Raw genomic sequence first — 24,498 nt, 5'->3', positions numbered from 1 at the left:
TAGAAATTAGAGGTTAGAAATTAGTTTACAAAATCTAACTTCTAACTTCTGGCTTCTAACATCTATAAATAATGAAAAACGTAGGAATTATCGGTGCCGGAACTATGGGAATCGGCATCGCACAAGTAGCCGCAACGAACGGATGCAAAGTTTGGGTCTATGATGCCAATGCAAAACAAGTAGAAACGGCAACCGTAGGTTTGGAAAAAACATTAACCAGATTGGTTGACAAACAGAAGATTTCGTCAGAGAAAATGGTCGAAATTTTATCTAATATTTCCATCGCTACAGAATTGAAGGACTTCAAAGATTGCGAATTGGTCATCGAAGCCATCATCGAAAATAAAGAAATCAAAACCAAAGTTTTCACAGAATTAGAGAAATACGTTTCAGAAAGCTGTGTCATTGGTTCCAATACGTCATCTATTTCCATTACCTCTCTCGGTGCGGAATTACAAAAACCGGAGCGATTCATTGGAATTCATTTCTTCAATCCGGCTCTTCTGATGCCTTTGGTTGAGGTTATTCCATCTCTATTAACAGAAAAATTTTTAGCGGAAAAAATCTACAACCTCATGAAAGATTGGGGTAAAACACCTGTAATTGCCAAAGATATTCCCGGATTTATCGTGAACAGAATTGCCCGTCCTTACTACGGTGAAGGGTTAAGAATCGTTGAAGAAAACATAGCAACTCTAGAACAGGTTGACGATGCCATGAAAACAATCGGAAACTTCAAAATGGGTCCTTTTGAATTGATGGATTTAATTGGTGTTGACGTTAATTTCTCTGTAACAACAACAGTTTACAAAGATTATTTCTACGACACAAAATACAAACCCTCTCTTCTACAACAAAGAATGTCCGAAGCAAAACTTCACGGTAGAAAAACAGGAAAAGGTTTCTACGATTATTCAGAAAATGCTCAAAATCCTGTTGCAGAAAAAGAAGATACGCTTTATCAACAAATATTTTTAAGAATTATTTCAATGCTGATTAACGAAGCCGTTGAAGCAAAAAGATTAGGCGTTGCCAACGATGAAGATCTTGAATTAGCAATGCAGAAAGGAGTAAACTATCCAAAAGGATTATTGGCTTGGGGAAAAGAAATCGGATATGCAAAAATCTCCGAAACACTACAGAATCTTTACGAAGAATATCAGGAAGAAAGATACAGACAAAGCCCGTTGCTGCGTAAACTGAATTAGACAATTTGAAAGTATGCTAATTTGAAAATTAATCACAGCAGTTTTTTCATTTTCAAATTCTCAAATTGATTTAATTCTCAAATTAATATTATGGATATACACGAATTCAGAGCTGAGCTAGAAACAAGGCTCATCATTGAAAAAGAATACATCATTGAGGAAATTTCTTCGATGGATGATGATCAGGAAAGACTTGAGTTATTAGGAAAATTTAATGATAAATATAAAGAGCTGGTAAAACGATTAGCGAATGAAAATGGTATTGATCTACATGCTCCTTATCAATCTGAACATCCGTCAAATTCCGAAAATCTTTCAAACGAGCAGATAATTCTTGGTAAAACCATGAGCATTTATGACAAATTGGTTGATGAATTATATGAAGAAATAACAAGTATATAGTAAAAATGAATCCAAGACAGCTTGCAGAATATATGTTTGATCAGGATTATTTTTCCCAATGGATGAATATCAAAATGATCGAAGTCAAAGAAAATTATTGTTTACTGGAAATGCCCATCAAAAAAGAGATGATCAATGGGCTTAAAACGGTTCACGGAGGCGTTACGTTTGCTTTTGCAGATTCTGCATTGGCATTTTCGTCCAACAACACCGGAGATGCGGCTGTTGCGTTGAACTGTATCATCAATTTTACCAAAGCCGGAAAAGAAGGTGACACTTTCAGAGCTGAAAGTATCTTGGTCAATGATACTAGAAAAACCGCTGTTTACGACATTAAAATTACCAATCAAAATGAAGAATTGGTCGCAAAATTTGTGGGAACAGTTTATAAGATTGGAAAAAAAGTAACGGATTTGTAAAACACTAACCAGATAATAAATTATACAAAATGAGGAAAATATTTTTACTCCTTTTCATGCTTTCAACATTTCTGATCAATGCTCAGCAGAAAGTAAATGAAACTTTGAAAAAAGAACTTGATGAGATTATGACTGTTGATCAAGGTTACAGAATGCTTTTTGACTCCGAAATAACTCAGGAAAAGAAAGAGAAGTTACTGAAAGATCTGAATATCGATAAAGAAGAGTTTGAAAAGAAAAGCTGGCAATTGGTTGCAGAACACGATAGCCTGAACATGCAGAAAATTGAAAATATTATTGCTCAATATGGTTATCCGGGGAAAACGCTTGTAGGAGAACCAACGAATCAGGCAGCATGGTATGTGATCCAACATTCAACTAAAATTGGAAAATATTTGCCTCTTATTAAAGAAGCTGGAAAAAAGAAAGAAATTCCTTTTACATGGGTTGCGATGATGGAAGATCGATATCTGATGAATGAAAATAAAGAACAGATCTATGGAACACAAGGGAAAGGGGAAATGACAAAAGATAAAGATGGGAAACAAATCTTTATCAATTTTGTATGGCCTGTTAAAGATCTTAAAAATGTGAATAAGAGAAGAAAAGAAGCCGGATTTGATTCTACTATTGAAGAGAATGCTCAAAGGATGTTCGGAAAGGATTTCAAATTCGAACCTTACACTTTACAACAGGCTTTAGAATTACGAAATAGAAAATAAATCAATAGAAGTGAATGTGGTAATTTCAAGTTATCCCACTATTATATTTTTAAAGTGAAATTATGAACAACGTATACATCATAGATTACATCAGAACTCCCATTTCAAAACTAAGTGGAGGATTGTCAGAAGTCAGAGCCGATGATTTGGCGGCAATTGTTTTAAAAGAAATTGTTGCAAGAAACCCTGAAGTTCCTGTTGAGGAAATTGAAGATGTTATTTTCGGATGCGCTAACCAAGCGGGTGAAGATAACAGAAACGTAGCGAGAATGGGACTTTTATTGGCTGGACTTCCTTATAAAATCGGAGGTGAAACGGTAAATAGATTATGTGCTTCTGGAATGTCGGCGGTGGCAAATGCTTTCCGTTCAATCGCTTCAGGAGAAGGTGAAATTTACATTGCAGGTGGGGTAGAACACATGACACGTTCACCTTATGTCATGTCAAAACCAAGCACAGCTTTCGGAAGAGATAGCCAGATGTTTGATACGACTTTCGGATGGAGATTTGTTAATCCCAAAATGAAAGAAATGTACGGCGTCGATACCATGGGTGACACCGCTGAAAACTTAGCAGAAATGCACAATATCAGCCGTGAAGATCAGGATAAATTTGCGCTGTGGTCTCAACAAAAAGCGACTAAAGCTCAGCAAAGTGGAAGATTGGCAGAAGAAATTGTAAAAGTTGAAATCCCACAAAAGAAAGGTGAACCAAAAATTTTCGATACAGACGAATTTATCAAACCTACTTCTTCAATGGAAGGATTAGGAAAACTTCGTCCGGCTTTCAGAAAAGAAGGCGGAACAGTTACCGCTGGAAATGCTTCGGGAATGAACGATGGTGCTGCAGCTTTAATTTTAGCAAGCGAAAAAGCTGTCAAAAAATATGGTTTAAAACCTAAAGCTAAGATCTTAGGATCATCCGTTGCCGGTGTTGAACCAAGAATCATGGGGATCGGACCTGTTGAAGCGACTCAAAAACTATTGAAAAGACTGAATCTTTCATTAGAAAATATGGATGTTATCGAATTGAACGAAGCGTTTGCAGCTCAATCTTTAGCCGTAACAAGAAGTTTAGGTTTACAAGATGACGATTCAAGAGTAAACCCAAACGGAGGAGCGATTGCGATTGGTCACCCACTTGGAGTTTCCGGAGCAAGAATTATTGGTTCTGCAGCCATAGAACTTCAAAAACAAAATAAAAAATATGCTTTGTGTACGCTTTGTATCGGCGTCGGACAAGGTTATGCAATGGTCATTGAAAAAGTTTAAATCAATTTGAAAAATGAGCTAATTTGATCATTTGAAAGTATTCTCATCATTCAAAATAGCTTGTTGTATTAACGTTTAGCCTTTGCTGAGTATAAACTGAAGGTTTACGAACATAGTTCTGCCTTTGCGAACGAAAAATATGCATGAAAATTTTCAAAAAACTTTGCTGACTTTGCGTTAAAAATAATTTCCAAATTAGCTCATTCTCAAATTTCAAATTAAAATTATGAATATTTACTCATATCACGGAATTCGTCCCATCATCAAATCATCCGCCTATGTTCATCCCCAAGCGGTGATTATCGGAAATGTAGAAATTGGTGAAGAAGTATATATCGGTCCAAACGCGGTGATTCGTGGCGACTGGGGTAAAATTATCATCAAAGACGGTGCAAATGTTCAGGAAAACTGTACACTTCACGTTTTTCCGGGGATTGAAACTATTTTGGAAGAATCTGCGCACATCGGTCACGGTGCGATTATTCATTCCGGACATATCGGAAAAAATTGTCTGGTTGGAATGAATGCTGTAGTGATGGACAAAGCCGTAATCGGTGATGAATGTATCATCGGCGCATTGGCTTTTGTTCCTGCAAATTTCAGATGTGAAGCACGAAAATTAATTGTGGGAAGTCCTGCAAAAATCATCCGCGATGTTTCTAATGAAATGATCAAATGGAAAACGGAAGGAACAAAGCTCTATCAGGAGTTGGCAAGAGAAGGAAAAGAAGCGATTTTACCCTGCGAACCGTTTACAGAATATGTTCAGCAGATTCCTACGAAAGTTGTTGATTACGGCATTTGGGACGATGTGAAATAACCCAACCCTACAAAATTTAATATGATTAAAAAAATTCTCGCTTTCTGTAGTATTTTGCTTGCATTTCAAAGTATGCTTTTAGCACAAAACGGAAATGTAAAACCATTAACTATTGGAGAAATCAGAACCATAAAATCTAAGATTTTAAATGAAGAAAGAAGGTTAAACATTTATCTTCCGCAAAATTTCGATAAAACAAAAACCTATCCGATTATTTATCTTTTGGATGGAAGCATGAATGAAGATTTTATTCACGTAACAGGATTGGTTCAGTTTTTTAATCAAATGTATTCCATGCCGGAAACGATTGTAGTAGGAATTGCGAATATTGACAGAAAAAGAGATTTCACGTTTCATACCGATTTAAAAGATTTACAAAAAGATTATCCTACAACAGGACATTCTGATAAGTTCATCAATTTCCTGGAAAAAGAATTAAAACCTTATATCGAAAGTCAGTTTAAAACTACCGATACATATTTATTCGGGCAATCGCTGGGTGGACTTTTAGCAACAGAAATTCTGTTGAAAGAGTCTGAAATGTTCGATAACTATTTTATCATCAGCCCGAGTTTGTGGTGGGATGATGAAAGTCTTTTAAAACAGGCTAATCAATTATTAACTAAAATACCGGATACTAAGAAATTTATTTATGTTTCTGTAGGAAAAGGTGAGCATCCGGTGATGATAAAAGATGCAGAAAATTTATTCGATATTCTAAAAAAATCAAATAAGAAAAACTGGACGGTAGAATACAAAATGATGGAAACTGACAATCACGCAACTATTCTTCACAGAAGCCTGTATGAAGGGTTGGTGAAATTGTTTCCTTATCAAGAACCGAAAAATTAAAAATATAACAATCTAAAAATGTATCAGTGTAACAATTTTTGCAATTTGTCATTCTGAACGAAGTGAAGAATCTCATTGTTAAACTATTACATTACTACATTGTTAAATTTTAAAATATAAAAACTATATGGAAAAATTAAAAAACTATATTCACGGAGAATGGGTAGAAGGTACCGGAAACGGAATTCCTTTGTACAATGCCGTGACTGGAGAGCAGGTTGCTGTTTCGGATACCGAAGGACTGAATTTTGAACAGGCTCTTGATTTCGGAAGAACAGTAGGCTACAAAAATCTTTCTTCAATGACATTCTATGATCGTGGGGAAATGTTGAAAAAAGTAGCACTTTACCTTTTAGAAAGAAAGAAAAAATATTACGAATTATCATATAAAACAGGTGCGACTCACGCAGATTCTTGGGTAGATATCGAAGGAGGTTTTGGTACGTTTTTTACGTATTCAGGACTGGCAAAGAGAATGCTTCCGAATACTCCGTTTTGGGTAGATGGGGAAACTCAGAAAATTTCTGCGAACGGAACTTTCTTAGGAACTCACATTTTAACACCGAGTGAAGGTGTTTCTGTGCAAATCAATGCATATAATTTTCCTGTTTGGGGAATGTTGGAAAAACTATCTACTTCATTGTTGGCAGGCGTTCCAAGTATTGTGAAACCGTCTCCTTATGGTTCTTATTTGACGAACGCGGTTTTCCAGGATATGATTGAAAGCGGCGTTCTTCCTGAAGGTGCGCTTCAATTGGTTTGTGGTGAACCGGGAAATATTCTGGATTATGTTAAAGACGGAGATTCTGTTTTGTTCACGGGTTCTGCAACGACGGGTAGAAAATTGAAATCTTTGCCTTCTGTTGCTGGAAATGCTGTTCGTTTCAATATGGAAGCAGACTCTTTGAACTGTTCAATTCTTGGATTAGACGCAAAGCCTGGAACTCCTGAATTTGATTTATTCATCAAAGAAGTTCGTAACGAAATGACAACGAAAGCCGGACAAAAATGTACCGCGATCAGAAGAATTATCGTTCCTGAAAACTTAATTGGTGATGTTCAGAATGCTTTGTCTAAAGCTTTAGATCAAACCAAAATCGGAAGTCCTTTAAGCAGAGAAACTAGAATGGGATCTTTAGTTGGAAAACAACAGTACGACGAAGTTGTAAGAAAAATAAATATTTTAAAAACTGAAAATGAGCTTGTTTATGACGGACAGCACGAATTAGTAGATGCCAACTATGAAAATGGTGCATTTATGAGTCCGAAATTGTTCTTAAATGATTCTCCTTTCACGAAAAATATCTCTCATGATGTCGAAGCTTTCGGTCCGGTTTCTACTTTAATGCCTTACAAAGATGCAGAAGAAGCTGCAGCGTTGGCAAAAAGAGGAAAAGGAAGTTTGGTAGGTTCTATTGTTTCTCACGATGAGAAATTCGTTGCAGAAACTTCCTGGAAAATGGCTTCTCAACACGGAAGAATTTTCGTTTTAAACAGAGACAACGCGAAAGAAAGTACAGGTCACGGTTCGCCACTTCCGACTTTGATGCACGGAGGTCCTGGTAGAGCAGGAGGCGGCGAGGAAATGGGTGGATTGAATGGTCTTCATTTCTTCCTTCAAAAAACGGCGATTCAAGGTTCTCCGGATACTTTGACAGCAATTACTAAAATTTATCAGCAAGGCGCTGAGAAAAAATATTCAGACAAACATCCTTTCCAGAAATATTTTGAAGATGTTGAGGTTGGAGATTCTCTGGAAACAGCTGGAAGAACGGTTACAGATGCAGATATCGTTAATTTCTCGAATGTTTCGTGGGATCATTTCTATGCACATACAGACGCAACGAGTTTGACCGGAACCATTTTCGATAAAACCGTTGCTCACGGATATTTCATCCTTTCTGCAGCGGCTGGATTGTTTGTTTCTGGTAAAAAAGGACCGGTTATTGCCAATTATGGGTTGGAAAACTGTTCATTCTTCAAACCTGTTTATGCAGGAGATACGATCACGGTTTATTTAACGGCAAAAGAAAAAATCAATCGTGGAGTAAAAGGAAGAAATATTCCTTCTGGAGTTGTAAAATGGTTGGTTGAAGTAATCAATCAAAGAGATGAGGTGGTTTGCGTGGCGACAATTTTAACGTTGGTGGCTAAACACTCTCCGTTTATCGATTTTAAAGTTCAGAATATTCAGAAAAAATTGAATGGTTTAACTGAAAATACCAAACCTGTTTTTGGAGATTTTACGCCGCAATTGATGGTTGAGCATTTGGAAGAAGTTCTCAGAAACGGTTTCGGTAATTTGAAGCCGGAAGATTTTGATGAAATTCCTGCTGAGAAATTAGAAAAACTTCAGGATTGGCTATATACCGATCAAAAGATTCGTCCGGGAGCACAATATCCTTTGTGGAAAGAAGGCGAAGTTCCTCAGAATAAAAATAAAAATCTGGATGCGGCTAAAACTCAGTTAATAGAAACACTGAAAGAATTTATAGTTTATTTCAAAGAAAATCCTTTTGCGGAACATTACAATCCAAGATTCGGACATTTGAATAAAGAGATGATGGAGCTTTTCCAGAGAAAGCATTTTACGCATCATTTTGAGCAGTTTGGATTGATTTAATTCAGAATAAAATATATATTTACAATCCCTTTTGGTTTTTACTGAAAGGGATTTTTTGCTGCGAATAAAGATTTACCCCATTTTTAGTTTAAATGATTACATTTATCCCATGAAAACCTTCGCCGATCAAGTGGTTGAATTCAATCGGAATTTACACTATTCCGGAAAGCTTCCCAAAGATTTTCAGGTATTAAATCCTTATCTTGATAATCCTGAAACTATGGAAGTCATGCAAAAGTTTTATCATAAATATTACAAAGATTCCAGTCAAAGAAAATTTATTGTTGGAATCAATCCGAGTCGTCACGGAGCAGGAGTTACCGGCGTTCCTTTTACTGATACAAAACGATTAGAAAGTGTTTGCGGAATAAAAATGGAATCAGCTTATACTCATGAAATTTCTTCCGTTTTTATGTATGATATGATCGCAGAATATGGAGGAGTAGAGGAATTCTACAAAGATATTTATATCAATTCACCTTTTCCTTTGGCGATTGTTAGGAAATCAAAAGGAAGCTGGATTAATGCCAATTATTACGATGATAAGACACTTTTCAATGATGTGAAAGATTTTATGATTGATTCTTTGAAAAAACACATCAGCTTAAATCTTGATACTTCAGAAGTGTTTATTTTAGGGAAGAAAAACGCAGATTTCATTTCAAAATTGAATGAGGAAGCTCATCTTTTCGACAAAATGACGGTTTTGGAACATCCCAGATATATTCAGCAGTATAAATCTAAAGAAAAAGATTTGTTTATTGATAAGTATATTTTAGTGTTGAAAAATAAATGAAACCTAAATAAATTTGTTTTAGAGTCAGATAATGCTAAAACTGTTTTGTTATAGGGCGTTTCGTAGAAACGCAATCTGTGTAGAAAAATAGTTAAATCTAATAGCGCGTTCCGTAGGAACGCTATCCAAAAAACACAATGATGCCAAACACATATACCCAAATTTACATTCAATTGGTTTTTGCTACAAAAGGCAGAGAAAACAAGATAACGAGTTTAATTCGTGATGAAATAGAAAAATATATTTGCGGAATTTTTAATAACAAAGGACAAAAAGTTTTAGCGATTTATGCCAATCCTGACCATATTCACATATTTTTTAGTTATAAAAATTTACAGATTACTATCTCAGATTTGGTGAAGATTGTAAAGATAGAGTCGACAAATTTTATTAATGAAAAGAAATTGACCTTAAATCATTTTGCATGGCAACAAGGTTATGGAGCATTTTCTTACGGAAAAAGTCAAAAAGAAAAGGTTGTTCATTATATTTTGAATCAGGAAACTCATCATAAAAAGAAAAGTTTTAAACAAGAATATATCGAATTTTTGAATGCATTTGAAATCGAATTTAAAGACGAATATTTATTTGAATTTTATGATTGAAAAAAGATAGCGTTCCTACGGAACGCAAATTGCACCGGTCATTAACAATTCTACACAGATAGGATTCCTCCGGAATCCGCGAAAAAGTTTAATCTAAAAAATATAAAATAGTTATGCCCTGGAATCCCGAAGTTTACAATCAGTTTAAAAATATTCGTTATCAGCCATTTTTTGATTTAGCAGAAAATATTTCATCAGATGGCTTAAAAAAAGCAATTGACATCGGTTGCGGAACAGGCGAACAAACCCATATTCTGTCAGAAAAATTTAAAGATGCTCATTTTTTAGGAATTGATTCTTCGTCAGAAATGCTTCAGAAATCTTCCAATCTTGAAAATGAAAGACTACGCTTTAAGCAACAAACCATTGAAGAACTGTACAATTCGGATGAAAAATGGGATTTGATTTTCAGCAACGCGGCGCTTCAATGGTCGGATGACCACCAAAAGCTGTTTCCAAGATTGCTTTCTTTATTAAGTGAAAACGGACAGTTTGCAGTACAAATGCCGGTTCAGCCTGAAAATTTGCTTAATCAGATTTTGTTTCAGCTCGCTTCTGAAGAACCTTACAAAACTCAGCTTAATAACTGGAACAGAGTTTCTCCGGTTTTAAGTTTGGATGAATATGCTAAAATGATGTTTGATGCAGGTTTAAAAGACTTCAATATCTCCGTAAAAGTCTATCCAATTATAGCAGATGATGCCGAAAAATTATTTCAGTTCATCTCTGGTTCGGCTTTGATTCCGTATTTGGAAATTTTAGATCAAGATCATCAGGAGAAGTTTATAACTGAATATAAAAAGAGAATTTCCGAAAAATTTGAAAACTTCCCTGCAATTTATGCGTTCAAAAGGATATTATTGTACGGTAGAAAATAGAATGGTTTTACTGAAAAAATAAATTCCCCAGTAAAAGGGGAATTTTCATTTATGCTTAGAATCGTTTTTTGAAAACATTTAGGTTTTCATGGGAATTAGTTTCTTTTTACTGTTCCAAAATAACGGATTTCCGGTAGACTGCGGTAGCGTACAAATACCCAATTTTAAAATACGTATTTATACTGATTGTGATTTTAATGAAGAAATTTTAAGCATTAAATTTTTTAACCGAACAATTGTTAGTATTTTTGTTTGAATCCAATATCAGATAAGAAATGAGTGATTTTGTAACATCAGAAATTAAAAATAATATTGCCGAAATTACCTTCGGAACCGCAAAAAGCAATGCTCTTCCCGGAGCAATTCTTGAGAAATTAGCACAAACTATTCTTGACGAAAGCGCAAGAAATGAAGTCAAAGCTATTCTTGTAAAAAGTGAAGGTGAAAAAGCTTTCTGTGCAGGTGCAAGTTTCGATGAGCTTCTGGCTATCGAAGAATTGGAAGCTTCTACAAGATTTTTCGGAGGTTTTGCCAAAGTTCTCAATGCAATGAGAAATTGCGGTAAAATTGTTGTGGTAAGAGTTCAGGGAAAAACTACCGGTGGTGGAGTAGGTTTGGCTTGTGGTGCAGATTACTGTTTTGCAACCAAAGATTCTGCTTTAGCTTTAACTGAAATTAATTTGGGGATCGGACCTTTCGTAATCGGACCTTACGTTGAAAGAAAAATAGGTAAATCTCAGTTTTCGGCAATGGCGATTGATGCAGATTTCAGATCGGCAGATTGGGCAGAACAGCACAATATTTACCATTCTGTTTCTGATACGGTTGCAGAAATGGATTCTAAGCTTGAAAAATTTTTAACGACACTTTCTACAAGAAGTGAAGATGCTTTAGCTTTAATCAAAAAAGTATCTTGGGAAGGAACGGAGCATTTCAACGAATTGATGCCTGCAAGAATTCATATGAGCGCAAGCTTGATTTTAGAAGATTCTGCGAAGAAAAGTATAGAAGCAATCAAAGAAAGATTGAGAGTAAAATAAAAATAAAGCGTTGATTTTTCAGCGCTTTATTTTTTGTATTCTGATTTTAACAAAGAATATAGAACCGAATCTTCGAAAGTTCCGCCAACATGATAATGTTCTCGAATAATACCTTCTTTCGTAAAACCAAAATACTCCAGTAACTTTTTGGATGGGGTATTATTTTCGTCGATCAAAGCTTCAATACGATTAAGTTCTATTTGATGAAAACCATATTCAATAACTTTTCCGAGAGCTTCTTTCATATATCCTTTATTTTTAAACTCGTCAGAATTTAAAGCATATCCTACTTCAGCACGATGATGTTGCGGATTCCAGGAATGAAAACCACAATTGCCGATAATGGTATTGCTTTGCTTTTCTACGATTTGAAAATTCAGCATTTTCTGATTATAAGATTCGTATCCTTTTTCATGAATTCTTTTCTGTCGGGCAAACTCTTCTTCGTTGGTAATTCCTAATATTTTTTTGATTTCGTGCTCATCAATTGATTTAAAAATGGTGTTCATCGTTTTAGAATCCAGTTTTTGAATGAATAAACGTTCTGTTTCTATGGTTTCAAATTTCATTGTTTTTCGTTTAAATTAATGTAATTGATGTTAAGATTTGATTCTCGCTGATGGTGCAGATTTCGTAGATATAAAAAATTAAAAAATCTGCTTAATTAAAAAAAACTGCGTGAAACTTACTAATCTTTCACTAGCTTTTTAATAGATTAATGGAAACCGTTGCCAATTCAGAATTAGGGAATTTTCTGAACAAATCTTTATCTGTTTTTAAGCCGGCTTCAATGCAGATCTTTTTAAAAACTTCTACCTCCAGTATATACTGGTCAGAAAAACCATGCGTTGCTTCATAAGCTGTTGCCGGAGTTTTCCCTAGATTTTTAGCTGTAAGTTTAGAATCTAAAGCATGAAGTTCAATGATTAAGAGTCCGTTTTTCTGAATATAAGGAAGCCAAAGCTCAAGATGTTCTTTTAAGCTTTCTTCAACAAGATCATTGGATAGTCTTTTTCCACGATAAGCAAATGCTCCTGTTGAGGTGCTTATTCTTTGGGGATGATTGTTTTCAGGCGTTTTCCATACTCTGTTGTGATCGAGAAAAGTTCTAATGTTTAGTAAATCCGAAAGATCAATTTCATAGTTTTCCTTTAAATCTTCAGCCAATTGTTGAGGATTTCCGATATCTCCCCAGATTACTTTTGCCCAAATATCATTATTAATGAGATTGGCTCGTGTTACCTTTAATGCAGCCTGATTATAATCTGCGCCTACCAGAAAAAGCGGATACTCTTCCAACATTTTTCCACGGAGCGTATGTCTTTCGATGGTTTCAAAAATGTGTTGGATGAAAGCGCCGTTTCCACAACCCATATCAAGAACACCTTTTGGTTGCAGAAGAATCGGCTGATTGAAAATCTGAATAATAAAATCATTGGCAACTTTAAAATAATTCGCATGAGAACCGCCACTTCCCCAAACATTCATGGCTCGGTCAACGTGAATTTCGTCTTCGCCTTCTGCAATTTCTCTGATTTTTGAAGCATTTCCGAACAATAGCTCATCCATTTTATTCAGTAATGGAAGATACGAAACTGTAACTCCATAAGAAGCGGCTCGTTTTGCAAAATAAATTCCGGTTTCGGTAAATTTATAATTGTCATTTGATTTTTTAAACCAGCCTAAATGCGTCATAAAATCTAAAATCACTTCAAAATTCTCTGAGTTTTTATGAAACTCTGCAGCCTGAAAAGATGTTTCCATAAAATATTTATGAAACATTCCCGTCATTCCTAGATAGACAATTACCGGACTGATGATGGAGCCTTCAATATGCTTTAAAATCTGTATCTGAACATCTTTTTCGTCAGCAGAATCTGAAAGATGAATTCCAAAATTATCTTTAAGTGTACTACTCAATTGCTTAAACTCTTCAACAAAAGTAGCTTCATTGATTTGATTTTTAATGTCTGTAGAAAGTTTTAGAAAAGAAATGACTTTCAGATAGAGTAAGCCATATTTTTGTAGAAACTGCGTTTTTTCATTGGCTGAAATGGTAATAACATCATTCTCATTATCGACTTCATAATTCAGAAAACCCTGAGAAGCCAAAGCACGAATTGCCACATTCAGATAACCTTCATTTGCTTTAAAATTTTCTGAAAGTTCACTTAAAATCACTTCTTCTCTTTGTATGATGAATGTAATGATTTCCTTTTTAAGCAAAGAAGCAACGATTGGCGCAGTAACTACACCATCCAGATGTCTGAAAATTTCTGACCGCAGAATCTCTTTATCCATAAATATGTTTTTTCTAAAGTTAAGAATTTACATAAATTATTTGCAGAAAAATTTTGGAGTTTCAAAATTAATTATAACTTTGTAATTCAAAGTTCTTTTATATGGATTCGAAAAACTATCACGAAGACTTATCGCACATACGTTCCATGATGGAGCGTTCTTCAAGGTTTATTTCATTAAGCGGATTATCCGGAGTGGTTGCTGGTTTGGCTGCAATCATTGGAATGGGATATGTCTGTTTTGTATTTAAGAGAGAAGGACTGAATTATTTTGAAGGTGAGAGAATCACATTCAGTAAGAGTATGGTTAATGAACTGGTCATTACCGGAATTGTAATTTTAGTAGTTGCCATTTTAAGCGGATATTTTTTCACTGCCAATAAAAGCAAAAAGAAAGGCCTGAAAATTTGGGATGCGACAACCAAAAGACTTTTGTTTACCTTTGCAATCCCTTTGGTAACGGGCGGATTGGTTTGTCTTGGGCTGTTGTATCATCATTTGTTTTCATTGGTTGCTCCGGCTACATTGATTTTCTATGGTTTAGCATTGGTAAATGCAGAAAGATATACTCTCACAGATGTAAAATATCTGGGATTTTGCCAGATTGGTTTAGGATTGATTTCGTTATTCTTTTTAGGATGGGGATTAATTGCCTGGACTTTTGGCTTTGGCGTTTTGCATATCGTGTATGGTTTGATTATGCATAAGAAGTATAAATAATGATGTTAATTTGGTTTATATTTTTTATTATAATACTTGGGATTTCTCTTATTTTCCTGTTATTATATGATAGAACTAAAAATAAAATTTTTAAAAAATTATTTATTGGATATTGGCTGTTTTTTATTTTATCATATTTGAGCTTGTTTGTAGTGAGTTTTATTAAAAGTCCAACTACTGTAGATAAAGAAGATATTTATGGAAAATATGAAATAGATAAGAATATGTTTAAAGGAAATGATGCTAATTGGCAATTTCAACGTTTCAGTTTTGAAATAAATAAAGATAAAGAGTTCATTTTCTTTGAATACTATGACAATCAAAAGATTAAAAGCAAGCATAAAGGAGATGTAAAATTTGTTGAAGGTTATGCTAGCCCGCATTTAAAAATTACTCACATCGAACCTGAGCATCAAATAGTAGAAAGTGAACCTTTATTAGTAAGGAATAAATGGGATTTTTATTACGTTTTTAAATCGAAAAAATTTGAAAACGTATTTTTTAAGAAGAAAAAAAAGAAGAAAGAATTTTTTAGCAAATTTTAATAATGTACAACATCAGTCAACTCAATAAAGAATTCGAAAGCCGTGTAAGATTGGGCATCATGTCCGTTCTTATGGTTAACGACTGGGTTGATTTTTCTGAAATGAAAAGCTTATTGGAAATTACTGACGGAAATCTGGCAAGTCACAGCAATGCCCTTGAGAAGTCAAATTATATTGAAGTAAAAAAAGAATTTGTGGGTAAAAAGCCGAAGACTTCTTATCGTGTAACTCAAAATGGAAGAACTGCTTTTACAGAGCATTTAAATGCTTTGGAAAAACTGATCGGAAAATAAAAGCTATATTTTTTTGAAAATAAACTTTGAAATACAAAGTACTTTATAAATTAAAATTAAATAAAATGATGACACACAAACAAACAACTTTAGCAATTTTTGCTGTTCCTGTACTTTTATTGGCAACAGCATTTTTAGGAAACATCTTTGTAGAAGGATGGAACTGGTCGAAATTCGATTTTCTCGTAGCCGGAATTCTGCTTTTCGGAACGGCAGGCTTAATAAGCTTGGTAAGAATGGTGGTTAAAAACAGAAATTATAAGATTATCATTAGTCTTGTGATCGTAGCCATTCTTGTTTTAGTCTGGATGGAACTGGCTGTAGGAATTTTCGGAACTCCGTTCGCTGGAAGCTAATTTTTTACAATTGACACATTTGTCATTCTGAGCGAAAGGAAGAGTAGCGAATAATCTTATTAAATGAGATTCCTCCTTTGTCGGAATGACATCAAAATTAATTAAATCAAAAAATACAAAAGTAATGACCCGAAAAAAATTTCTCAAGAGACTTTTGCAGCTTTCAGCAGCCGGAGCTCTACCTTTTCTTTATTCATGGCAAATCGAACCGTTTTGGGTGGAATTTGTTGAGAGAAAACTTCCCATTAAAAATTTACCGGAACATTTAGAAGGAAAAATTTTAATGCAGATTTCAGATTTACACGTCGGAAACAGGTTCGACTGGAATTTTCTCATAGAATCTTTCGAAAAAGCAAAAGAATTCAATCCGGATTTTGTGGTGTACACAGGCGATTACGTCAATCATGGAACACCTGAAGATCACAAAAGTTTAGAAAAAGTGATGCAGAACGCTGTTTTCGGAACATTGGGAACTTTTGGAATTATGGGAAATCACGACTATGGAAAAAACTGGAAAGATCTGGGTTCTTCGGAAGAGATCAGTCGAATTCTGGAAAATAATGGGGTGACAATGCTTAAGAATCAGCAAATAGAATCTCACGGTTTGAATATTATTGGTTTTGATGATCTATGGTCGCCCAATTTTGATCCGATGAAAGTGATGAAAGATTACAATCCTGAAAAAGGAAATCTTGTACTGTGCCACAATCCTGATGTTTGCGATAGAGATGTCTGGAACGGTTATCAAGGCTGGATTTTAAGTGGTCATACTCACGGCGGACAATGCAGAATTCCGGGAGTCATTACTCCAATTCTTCCAGTGGAAAACAAAAAATATGTTTCCGGAGAAATTGATTTGGAAGATGGAAGAATGCTCTACATCAATCGTGCTTTAGGACATTCCTATCAGGTAAGATTTATGGTTCGTCCCGAAATAACGGTTTTTACTTTAACTCAAGCTTAAAAATTTAAAGATGAAAAATAAAGATATTATTACTGTAGGAAAGATCTCCTTTTGGCTCTTCTTTATATTAGGAAATATTTGTCTTTTTGGATATTTAGTTACTAAAATTGAGGCTTTTGCTTCCTATGGATTTTTACTGCTGTTTTTTGCAGCTCCAGTTAATTTAGTTGTGATTGCTATACTAATTATTTATGGATTATTTAATAAACATTACTTAAAAGAATGTATAAAAGCAGCATTAATCATTTGTATAAATATTCCAATCGCAATTCTGTATTTCTATCTAGGAATTTTTCTAATGGGTTTTAGTTCTAATTAATTTTCAAAATAAAATACATAAACTATGAAAAAACTACGCACAAAATTTATCATTTTCATGTACGAAAATTCCCAAAAACAGTACAGGAAATATTTTAAAAAGAAAAAAAGACAATGGCAGTTCAATGAAGAGCAACTGTTGAGTTTCAAACAAGATTCTTTGGGACGAACTTTAGGTGAATTTTACAAAAATCATGGTTTCAGAATGATTCCGAAGATGGAAAATCACGATGTTTATCACCTGATTACCGATTGTAGCACCAATATTCAGGATGAAATTGCAATGCAGTATCTTCTTTTCGGAAACGGAAAACGCAGCGCTTACCTTCTTGGTGTTCTTGCTTTGGGAACAATCGTTTTCCCTGAATATTTTAAAAATTATTTACAAGCTTTTAAAAAAGGTCAACAAATGAAAACTTTCCATCATTGGAATTTCGAAGAACTTTTATGGCAAAATTTCGACAGTCTAAAAGATTTTATCAAACAAAAAGAAACTCCGGTTTTCTATTAATCTCAACCTCAATCTTAACCTCATGAAAACACATCACTATATATTCCTCAGCACCATCGCATTTATCATTTTGTTTTATAACGAAAATGTTGGCTTAAATCTTAGTATTTTAGGTATTCTATATGCGATCCTGACACTTTTGAAAACCCCGGAAAGAAACCGCAGTAAAGTATTTCTTCTGCTATTCGCAACGAGTATTTTGTCGGGCATTGCATTTGCCTGGTTCGGCGATATCAGTTCGTTTCTGGCTTTAATCATTTCACTTTTGCTGCTTTCTTTCCGGTCAAAGAACAGAAGATTGAAAAGTCTTTTTCTCGTTCCGGTTTTTGTGATCAATTTTTTCACGTTCTTTTGCCGGGTTTTAAGTTTCGAAGACTGGCTTCCTAAAAAAAATATGCCGAATCTGTTTCAGAAAATATTTGCTTTCGCAGTTGTTCCTTTAGTTCTTGTATTTGTGTTCTTTGGTATTTATGCCGGAGTTAGCGACCATTTTGCGAATCTTTTCAATGATTATGAATTTGAATTTGATTTTTGGCAGATCATCAGGCTTGTTGTTTTTGGTTTTTTTATCGCTTTTAATTTTTGGAATTTCAAGGTTGAAAAGTTTCTGTATAAGCAAAATCACTTCTTAGATAATAATTTTCAAAACAATGATCCCGCTTTAAAATCTACTTTTTCTTTTATGGATCTTAATATAGAAAGAATCAGTGGAGTAATTTCTTTGCTTTTGTTAAATATTTTGCTTGTTTTCTTTATCATTGCATACAATTACGAGCAGTTTTATGAAGTGGTAAAAAGCCCGGTGCAACTCTCTGAAGAAACTCATGAAAGGGTAAATTCAATTATACTTTCTATTATTCTGGTAATTTTAGTGATGATGTTTTATTTTAAATCAACTTTTAATTTCGATTCTAAAGCCGGTTTATTGAAAACACTTGCCAAAGTATGGTTATTTCTAAATGCAATCCTGATTTTTTCAGCGATGTTAAAAAATACAGAATACATTAATAGTTATGGCTTTACCTACAAAAGACTCGGAGTTTACGCTTTTCTGCTTTTATCTTTGATTGGTTTGGCGCTTACATTTATTAAAATTCAGTACAAAAAGAGAAATGCCTTTCTTTTCAACTCGATGAGCTGGTTTTTTTATGGAATGGTTTTAGTATGCAGTTACATTAACTGGGGTGGTATCATTACCTGTCAAAACATGAAACGTTCTGATTTTGGGGTTGATTATCATCTGAATTCAATCTGGTTCAGCGAAAAGCCTCTTTTGAAATATGCAGAAGAAAAGAAAGATACTGAACTTAAAAAAGAGGTTTTAGAACAAATAAAAACCAAAAAATCAACAACCGTTTTATCTAAAATTCTTTATTATGAAACCATTCAAATCAAATAATATGAAAAAGTCAGCTCTTATATTGCTCCCGTTGATAGTTTTTTCCTGCAAAAAAGCAGTTCCTATGTCAGAGAAAAAAACGGATTCGGTTATTGTTTCCGAGCAATCTGCCAATACTTTGCCGTCAGATTCACAAGATTTGAAAATCAATAATGATAGCCTTAAAACCATTCAGAAAATTGATAATGACACTGATGAAATAAAGAACGGACAAATCATTAAAGTAGTCGACGGTGAAAAGCTTCCATTGTTAATTGATGAAAAATTTACCGATAAAAACCAAAAGCTTGTTCTGAAGATCAGGAATTACAAGAAATCAAGTTTGAAAGCTTCTATTTTATCTCAGAATAACAAGATGAACATCCGTTTTAACCAAATCAAAACACCCGATGGGAAATTCGACGGGCCTTTCGGCAGAGATCTTTCTTACAAAATTCCCAAAAATGGTGAAGTGTGGCTAATTATAGGGAAAAACCTGATGGCAGAAGGAGATATTGTCGGTGATTTCTCTGTAAGGATAGAATAAATTTGGTACACTTTGTGCAAGGGTACATTTAAATTTTAATCCTATGAAAAATATATTTTCATTAGCAATATTCTCTTCAATGGCTTTAGCAAGCTGTGGAGCAGTACAGTCGATCGTACAGAATACTTTTCCTTACACTGCCAATGTTTTGGTTTCTACGGGAGTTCCTGCAAATAAAGAAGTTTCTTCCACTGCCACTGCATCGAACGTGCAGACTTGGGTAGGAGGAAACAATAATGCGCAGATAAAAGATGTAAGAATTTCTGATGCTAAAATTTCTGTGGTTTCACCGACAGGAGGTTCTTTAAATGCTCTGAAATCTGTAAAGGTTTATATTTCATCAAACGGTACGAACGAAAAACTCGTAGCTTCAAGATCTGATATTTCGACGAATTCTTCAAGCTTAAATTTAGACCTTAACAATGATGGCGGTTTTCTGGATAGTATCGTGAAGAGTACGGGTTTAACGGTAAGAACGGTTTATGAACTGAAAAACCAGACGACCTCCGATATGAATTTGAAAGTATCGCTTAATTTCAGCAGCGTACCTGTAAGATAGTTTATTATTAAACAAAAAAATAAAGCTTTCCGTCATTGGAAAGCTTTTCTTGTATATGAGTATGGTGAATTTGTGTTATCTGATTTTGTAAATAGCAAGTTCGGCAGATTTATCTGAAATAGCTCCTAAGTTAAGACCACCTTGTACCAGACCAAATCGAAGTCTGTCTCCTGCGTTAAGTTGATAAATATGGCTTATTTGTCCTTGTGTAAGAGTTATATTAATGACAACAAGATTAAGCAGAGCTACTGCTGATAAATCAAGCAGATTAACGCCTCCAAAACCTCTATAATCTAATAGCGTATTTACGGCAGTTCCTCCTGTTCCTACAGATTTTACAATAGCAATTCCCGGCGGATTGTTTGCTAGAAGTTGTGCTGAAATACCTTGTCCTGTCCTGAAGCTGTAATCAATATGATAAAGACCTGTAGACGGTACTATATATTCATTGTTTACAATCTGTGGAGAAGCGATTTCGGTTGTAACAGTTCCGCTTGTAGTGCTTAATGGAAGGTAGTTAAAAGTACTTGTGAATAAGCCAAGACTTATATTGACAAGAGAAAGGTTTCCTGCAAATTTTGCAGCATAAGTTCCGTTAGACATTCCTATGTCACTTGCAGGTATTTTATTCCAAAGTCCGGTTCCTATACCGTTTGATGCAGCCGCATCATAGATAAACAGACCGGTACTGTTAACTCCTGATGTCTTCGGTCCAGTTGTAACCGCGGGAGAAGTGACATATACAATGGCACCATTTTGCGCTGCAGCATAAGCGCCTTCTTTCAGTCGCAGTGAATCTCCAGAAATTCTTGGAGGAATAACTCCGTCAGCAAAAGTGAGTTCTGTTCTTTTCTGAACGTGTAAGGTCGACTTGGGATTATCGGTGTTAATTCCCACTTGAGCGTTTATGCTATAACCTAGCATAAAAAATAGCATGATAAAATAGCATTTTTTCATATTAAAGAGTTTTAGGTTTCGGTTCCTAAAGGTAATAAAAAAATACTATATCGTTAACGTAAATTGTGTTTTTTTATGAATTATTTCGTTTTTCCGTATAAATACGGATGTCCAGGTATGAATATGTGGTATTTTTTGCGAATTTTATAGATTGTCTCTATTGTGTGTTCATAATTCATTAGATAATGATAATTATTGTATAGATTGAGATGTCTACGATTTTGTAAATGAATCGATTACAATCGTTACTGGTCCGTCATTGATCAATGAGACTTTCATGTCTGCACCAAAAATTCCGCTTTCAACTTTAAGATCAGATTTTGAGAGTTCGGTTTTGAAATATTCAAATAGAGGAATAGCTTTTTCTGGTTTTGCAGCTTTAATGAAGGAAGGTCTGTTGCCTCTTTTGTAATCTACAATTAAAGTGAATTGGCTGATGCACAGAATTTCTCCTTCAATATCTTTTATAGATAAATTGAGTTTGCCATTTTCATCGCCAAAAATACGAAGGTTCAGAATCTTCTGAACGATCCAGTCTGCATCTGTTCTTTCATCATTTTCGTCAATTCCTATTAAAAGCATAAAGCCTTTTCCTGTTTTCCCTACTATTTCTTCATCTACTTTTACGTGAGCTTCAGAAACTCTCTGTACTACAACCTTCATTAATTATATAAGCTTAAATTTTTTGTCGCTGCATCGTAATTCCAGAAATACGTTTTAGGTGGTAGAGAAGATCCTGTAGTTGGTTGTCCGCTTAATAAGATCCATGTTGCGTTGTCTTTTGGGCAAATAATGCTGATGCCATCTTTTACTTCTAAGGTTGTATTGTTTTCCGGACAAATATGAGGTGCATTTCTGTCGTACACTTTAAATGATGCAGGGTTGTCTGCCGTTCTTACGACGATAAGGCCTCTTGTTCCTGATTGTTGTTCATCCACATAAATCCATCCTCCAACGAAGTTGAGGTTGTTATATGCTGCAAGATTTAGGTTTAAATTGACACTGATCGGCGTTAAAGGAAAGCAGCTTACCGTATCATCACGGTTACTGCAGGAATTTATATTTAAAATGCTGAATGTCAGTAAGATGAAAATTGATGTGATTGAGAAAGTTTTTTTCATTTGAATATAAATTTTTATATATTTGTAGAACAATAACGATTAACACGCAAAAACATTGTCCGGCAAATGTCGGATAATTTTTTTATACTAAAACAAAATTTTAAGATTATGGCAAGCTATGTAACCAAGGAAGGTTTGGACAAAATGAAAGCCGAGCTGGAGCAGCTGGAAACGATTGAAAGACCAAAAATTACTCAACAGATTGCAGAAGCAAGAGATAAAGGAGACTTGTCTGAAAATGCAGAGTATGATGCCGCTAAAGAAGCACAAGGAATGCTTGAAATGAGAATTTCTAAACTGAAAGATGTGATTTCAGTCTCAAAAATTATAGATGAAAGCCAGCTAGATACCTCAAAGGTTTCTATTCTTACAACGGTAAGACTTCTAAATAAAGATACTAAAAAAGAACAGGTTTTCACTTTGGTACCTGATAATGAAAGCGATCTGAAAAGCGGGAAAATATCAGTAAATACCCCTATTGCTAAAGGTTTATTAGGTAAGGCTGTTGGTGAGGCAGCAGAAATTGTACTTCCAAACGGAAATAAATTGTCGTTTGAAGTTTTAGAAATAACTTTGTAGATAAATTTAATGAAGATAATATGAGTACGATTTTCACTAAAATTATCAATGGCGAAATTCCTGCATACAAAATTGCAGAGGACGAAAACTTCGTGGCATTTCTTGATGCGATGCCTTTGGTAAAAGGTCATACATTGGTTGTTCCTAAAAAAGAAGTAGACCTTATTTTCGATATGGAAACAGAGGAATACAAAGGTCTTTGGGTATTTGCTCAGGAAGTTGCCAAAAAAGTGAAAAATGCAGTTCCTTGCATAAGAGTAGGAGTGGCAGTAGTGGGATTAGAAGTTCCACATACTCATATTCATTTAATTCCTTTAAACAAAATGGAAGATATGAATTTCAGAAACGAAAGGCTGAAACTCAGCCCGGAAGAATATTCAGAAATTCAAAATTCAATTATTAATTCTTAACAAATATCAGAGAATCGTAAAAAAGTAATTTTTTACGATTTTCTTTAAAATATCTATATTTAAAATGAATCCAAACCAATGTTCTTTCTGTGGTAAGAAAAGAAATGAAGTGCAGATGCTGATTTCGGGACAAAATGGCTTTATTTGTGAAAACTGTATCGAGCAGGCTCATTCCATTGTAAAAGATACAGTTTCTTCTGCCGGTTTTTCACCTGCAGAAAGTATTGATGAGCTTAAAAAACCTAAAGAAATTAAAGAATTTCTGAATCAATACGTTATCGGGCAGGATCAGGCTAAAAAACAACTTGCAATTGCGGTCTACAACCATTATAAAAGGCTTCTTCATGCAAAAGATGAGAATAGAGAGGTAGAGTTGGAGAAATCCAACATCATTATGATTGGTGAGACAGGAACAGGAAAAACACTTTTGGCTAAAACAATTGCTAAAGAATTAAATGTCCCTTTCTGTATTGTTGATGCAACGATTCTTACGGAAGCGGGATACGTCGGTGAAGATGTGGAAAGTATTCTTTCAAGACTTTTAATGGTTGCTGACTATGATGTCGAAAAAGCAGAAAAAGGAATTGTCTTTATTGATGAGATTGATAAAATTGCTAGAAAATCAGATAATCCGAGTATCACGAGAGATGTTTCTGGTGAAGGTGTTCAGCAGGGTTTACTGAAGCTTCTTGAAGGAAGTATCGTAAATGTTCCGCCACAGGGTGGAAGAAAGCATCCGGATCAGAAATACATTCAGGTGAATACACAAAATATTTTATTTATTGCTGGCGGAGCTTTTGATGGTATTAAAGAAATCATTGAAAGAAGAATGAATAAGCAGGCAATTGGTTTCAGTGCAGAAAAAATCAATAAAGCAGAAGAGGATGAATATGTATTAACAAATATTAATGCCATCGATCTTCGTTCTTTCGGATTAATTCCCGAACTTTTGGGAAGATTTCCAATCATCACATATCTCGAAAAACTTACAAAAGAAACGATGATTAGGATTATGAAAGAGCCTAAAAACTCAATCGTCAATCAGTTCGTGGAACTTTTTAAGATGGATGGGACAAAATTAGTCTTCACTGATGAAGCAATAGAAAGTATCGTCGATGAAACTATGGAAAAGGGTTTAGGAGCAAGAGGACTTCGCGGAACCACCGAAAAGGTGCTTGAAGACTACATGTTTACGGTAGGTGATCACGATGAAATAATATTAACAAATGATAATATTTTGATTAATAAATAATTTTAACTTTTTTTTTAGAAAAAAATTATATCTTTGCATAGAATATTGTACT

Annotated in this window: 30 protein-coding genes; 25 read left to right on the top strand and 5 right to left on the bottom strand. The window is 34.5% G+C overall.

Annotated features, from left to right (window positions below; genetic code table 11):
* The first annotated feature begins 71 nt into the window (after window positions 1–71).
* The 12 genes from BA768_RS08360 (at window position 72) to BA768_RS08305 (ending at window position 11,636) form a co-directional block, all read left to right on the top strand.
* Window positions 72–1,208, top strand: coding sequence for a 3-hydroxyacyl-CoA dehydrogenase NAD-binding domain-containing protein (locus BA768_RS08360; RefSeq protein WP_065720375.1), 1,137 nt, complete (start codon window positions 72–74; stop codon window positions 1,206–1,208).
* 90 nt (window positions 1,209–1,298) lie between these two features.
* Window positions 1,299–1,610, top strand: a complete 312-nt coding sequence (locus tag BA768_RS08355; RefSeq protein ID WP_065720374.1) for a hypothetical protein — start codon at window positions 1,299–1,301, stop codon at window positions 1,608–1,610.
* A 5-nt stretch (window positions 1,611–1,615) separates the two neighbouring features.
* Complete coding sequence (locus BA768_RS08350; protein WP_065720373.1) at window positions 1,616–2,029, top strand: PaaI family thioesterase; 414 nt, start codon at window positions 1,616–1,618, stop codon at window positions 2,027–2,029.
* Between the two features lie 29 nt (window positions 2,030–2,058).
* Complete coding sequence (locus tag BA768_RS08345; protein WP_065720372.1) at window positions 2,059–2,751, top strand: DUF6624 domain-containing protein; 693 nt, start codon at window positions 2,059–2,061, stop codon at window positions 2,749–2,751.
* A gap of 62 nt (window positions 2,752–2,813) precedes the next feature.
* The gene (gene pcaF / locus BA768_RS08340) at window positions 2,814–4,022 is read left to right on the top strand and encodes a 3-oxoadipyl-CoA thiolase (protein ID WP_065720371.1); all 1,209 of its coding nucleotides are present in this window, start codon (window positions 2,814–2,816) and stop codon (window positions 4,020–4,022) included.
* Window positions 4,023–4,248: 226 nt separating this feature from the next.
* Window positions 4,249–4,842, top strand: a complete 594-nt coding sequence (locus BA768_RS08335) for a transferase hexapeptide repeat family protein (RefSeq protein WP_034679215.1) — start codon at window positions 4,249–4,251, stop codon at window positions 4,840–4,842.
* Window positions 4,843–4,863: 21 nt separating this feature from the next.
* Window positions 4,864–5,694, top strand: coding sequence for an alpha/beta hydrolase (locus BA768_RS08330; RefSeq protein WP_065720370.1), 831 nt, complete (start codon window positions 4,864–4,866; stop codon window positions 5,692–5,694).
* 127 nt (window positions 5,695–5,821) lie between these two features.
* A complete protein-coding gene (gene paaZ / locus BA768_RS08325; RefSeq protein ID WP_065720369.1) occupies window positions 5,822–8,317 on the top strand; it encodes a phenylacetic acid degradation bifunctional protein PaaZ in 2,496 nt (831 codons plus the stop codon).
* 109 nt (window positions 8,318–8,426) lie between these two features.
* Complete coding sequence (locus tag BA768_RS08320) at window positions 8,427–9,113, top strand: SMUG2 DNA glycosylase family protein (protein WP_065720368.1); 687 nt, start codon at window positions 8,427–8,429, stop codon at window positions 9,111–9,113.
* 137 nt (window positions 9,114–9,250) lie between these two features.
* A complete protein-coding gene (gene tnpA / locus BA768_RS08315) occupies window positions 9,251–9,718 on the top strand; it encodes an IS200/IS605 family transposase (RefSeq protein ID WP_317039946.1) in 468 nt (155 codons plus the stop codon).
* Between the two features lie 113 nt (window positions 9,719–9,831).
* Complete coding sequence (locus tag BA768_RS08310; RefSeq protein WP_065720366.1) at window positions 9,832–10,596, top strand: methyltransferase domain-containing protein; 765 nt, start codon at window positions 9,832–9,834, stop codon at window positions 10,594–10,596.
* Window positions 10,597–10,871: 275 nt separating this feature from the next.
* Window positions 10,872–11,636: an enoyl-CoA hydratase/isomerase family protein gene (locus BA768_RS08305; protein ID WP_065720365.1), complete on the top strand. Its 765-nt coding sequence runs from the start codon at window positions 10,872–10,874 to the stop codon at window positions 11,634–11,636.
* A 26-nt stretch (window positions 11,637–11,662) separates the two neighbouring features.
* On the opposite strand, the gene BA768_RS08300 is transcribed toward BA768_RS08305, so the two are convergent.
* Both BA768_RS08300 and BA768_RS08295 read right to left on the bottom strand, forming a co-directional pair.
* Window positions 11,663–12,205 carry a GNAT family N-acetyltransferase gene (locus tag BA768_RS08300; RefSeq protein ID WP_065720364.1) on the bottom strand — a complete coding sequence of 181 codons (543 nt, stop codon included), beginning with the start codon at window positions 12,203–12,205 and terminating at the stop codon, window positions 11,663–11,665.
* Window positions 12,206–12,335: 130 nt separating this feature from the next.
* On the bottom strand, window positions 12,336–13,937 hold the full coding sequence (locus tag BA768_RS08295; protein ID WP_065720363.1) for a class I SAM-dependent methyltransferase: 1,602 nt from the start codon (window positions 13,935–13,937) through the stop codon (window positions 12,336–12,338).
* Window positions 13,938–14,038: 101 nt separating this feature from the next.
* On the opposite strand from BA768_RS08295, the gene BA768_RS08290 reads away from it, so the two are divergent.
* The 10 genes from BA768_RS08290 (at window position 14,039) to BA768_RS08245 (ending at window position 20,127) form a co-directional block, all read left to right on the top strand.
* Entirely contained in the window at window positions 14,039–14,656 is a 618-nt protein-coding gene (locus tag BA768_RS08290; RefSeq protein WP_034679224.1) for a hypothetical protein, read from the top strand.
* On the top strand, window positions 14,656–15,201 hold the full coding sequence (locus BA768_RS08285; protein ID WP_065720362.1) for a hypothetical protein: 546 nt from the start codon (window positions 14,656–14,658) through the stop codon (window positions 15,199–15,201). Before BA768_RS08290 ends, BA768_RS08285 begins: the two co-directional genes overlap by 1 nt.
* A gap of 2 nt (window positions 15,202–15,203) precedes the next feature.
* Window positions 15,204–15,494 (top strand): winged helix-turn-helix domain-containing protein, encoded by a 291-nt coding sequence (locus BA768_RS08280; protein ID WP_065720361.1) that lies wholly within the window; start codon window positions 15,204–15,206, stop codon window positions 15,492–15,494.
* Window positions 15,495–15,559: 65 nt separating this feature from the next.
* Window positions 15,560–15,850 (top strand): hypothetical protein, encoded by a 291-nt coding sequence (locus tag BA768_RS08275; protein WP_051883039.1) that lies wholly within the window; start codon window positions 15,560–15,562, stop codon window positions 15,848–15,850.
* A gap of 124 nt (window positions 15,851–15,974) precedes the next feature.
* A complete protein-coding gene (locus BA768_RS08270; RefSeq protein ID WP_065720414.1) occupies window positions 15,975–16,814 on the top strand; it encodes a metallophosphoesterase in 840 nt (279 codons plus the stop codon).
* Window positions 16,815–16,824: 10 nt separating this feature from the next.
* Window positions 16,825–17,133: a hypothetical protein gene (locus BA768_RS08265; protein WP_034679233.1), complete on the top strand. Its 309-nt coding sequence runs from the start codon at window positions 16,825–16,827 to the stop codon at window positions 17,131–17,133.
* A 24-nt stretch (window positions 17,134–17,157) separates the two neighbouring features.
* A complete protein-coding gene (locus BA768_RS08260) occupies window positions 17,158–17,643 on the top strand; it encodes a Coq4 family protein (protein WP_034679235.1) in 486 nt (161 codons plus the stop codon).
* A 22-nt stretch (window positions 17,644–17,665) separates the two neighbouring features.
* On the top strand, window positions 17,666–19,042 hold the full coding sequence (locus BA768_RS08255; RefSeq protein ID WP_065720360.1) for a DUF4153 domain-containing protein: 1,377 nt from the start codon (window positions 17,666–17,668) through the stop codon (window positions 19,040–19,042).
* A 64-nt stretch (window positions 19,043–19,106) separates the two neighbouring features.
* The gene (locus tag BA768_RS08250) at window positions 19,107–19,568 is read left to right on the top strand and encodes a hypothetical protein (RefSeq protein WP_123947084.1); all 462 of its coding nucleotides are present in this window, start codon (window positions 19,107–19,109) and stop codon (window positions 19,566–19,568) included.
* A 43-nt stretch (window positions 19,569–19,611) separates the two neighbouring features.
* Window positions 19,612–20,127, top strand: a complete 516-nt coding sequence (locus tag BA768_RS08245; RefSeq protein WP_065720359.1) for a hypothetical protein — start codon at window positions 19,612–19,614, stop codon at window positions 20,125–20,127.
* Between the two features lie 75 nt (window positions 20,128–20,202).
* Here the strand turns inward: BA768_RS08245 and BA768_RS08240 are convergent, their stop codons facing one another.
* From BA768_RS08240 to BA768_RS08230, 3 genes are all read right to left on the bottom strand, one after another.
* Window positions 20,203–21,084 (bottom strand): hypothetical protein, encoded by an 882-nt coding sequence (locus BA768_RS08240; RefSeq protein ID WP_123947083.1) that lies wholly within the window; start codon window positions 21,082–21,084, stop codon window positions 20,203–20,205.
* 213 nt (window positions 21,085–21,297) lie between these two features.
* A complete protein-coding gene (gene dtd / locus BA768_RS08235; RefSeq protein ID WP_065720357.1) occupies window positions 21,298–21,747 on the bottom strand; it encodes a D-aminoacyl-tRNA deacylase in 450 nt (149 codons plus the stop codon).
* On the bottom strand, window positions 21,747–22,205 hold the full coding sequence (locus BA768_RS08230; RefSeq protein ID WP_034679308.1) for a hypothetical protein: 459 nt from the start codon (window positions 22,203–22,205) through the stop codon (window positions 21,747–21,749). Before BA768_RS08230 ends, dtd begins: the two co-directional genes overlap by 1 nt.
* A gap of 108 nt (window positions 22,206–22,313) precedes the next feature.
* Between BA768_RS08230 and greA the strand changes: the two genes are divergently transcribed.
* The 3 genes from greA (at window position 22,314) to clpX (ending at window position 24,446) form a co-directional block, all read left to right on the top strand.
* Window positions 22,314–22,784 (top strand): transcription elongation factor GreA, encoded by a 471-nt coding sequence (gene greA / locus BA768_RS08225; RefSeq protein ID WP_034679246.1) that lies wholly within the window; start codon window positions 22,314–22,316, stop codon window positions 22,782–22,784.
* A gap of 20 nt (window positions 22,785–22,804) precedes the next feature.
* A complete protein-coding gene (locus BA768_RS08220; RefSeq protein WP_065720356.1) occupies window positions 22,805–23,194 on the top strand; it encodes an HIT family protein in 390 nt (129 codons plus the stop codon).
* A gap of 64 nt (window positions 23,195–23,258) precedes the next feature.
* The gene (clpX, locus tag BA768_RS08215; protein ID WP_065720355.1) at window positions 23,259–24,446 is read left to right on the top strand and encodes an ATP-dependent Clp protease ATP-binding subunit ClpX; all 1,188 of its coding nucleotides are present in this window, start codon (window positions 23,259–23,261) and stop codon (window positions 24,444–24,446) included.
* Window positions 24,447–24,498 lie beyond the last annotated feature (52 nt).

The organism is Chryseobacterium sp. CBo1, from assembly GCF_001693475.1.
Classification (GTDB): domain Bacteria; phylum Bacteroidota; class Bacteroidia; order Flavobacteriales; family Weeksellaceae; genus Chryseobacterium; species Chryseobacterium formosense.
This window is presented reverse-complemented; position numbering and strand designations above follow the sequence as displayed.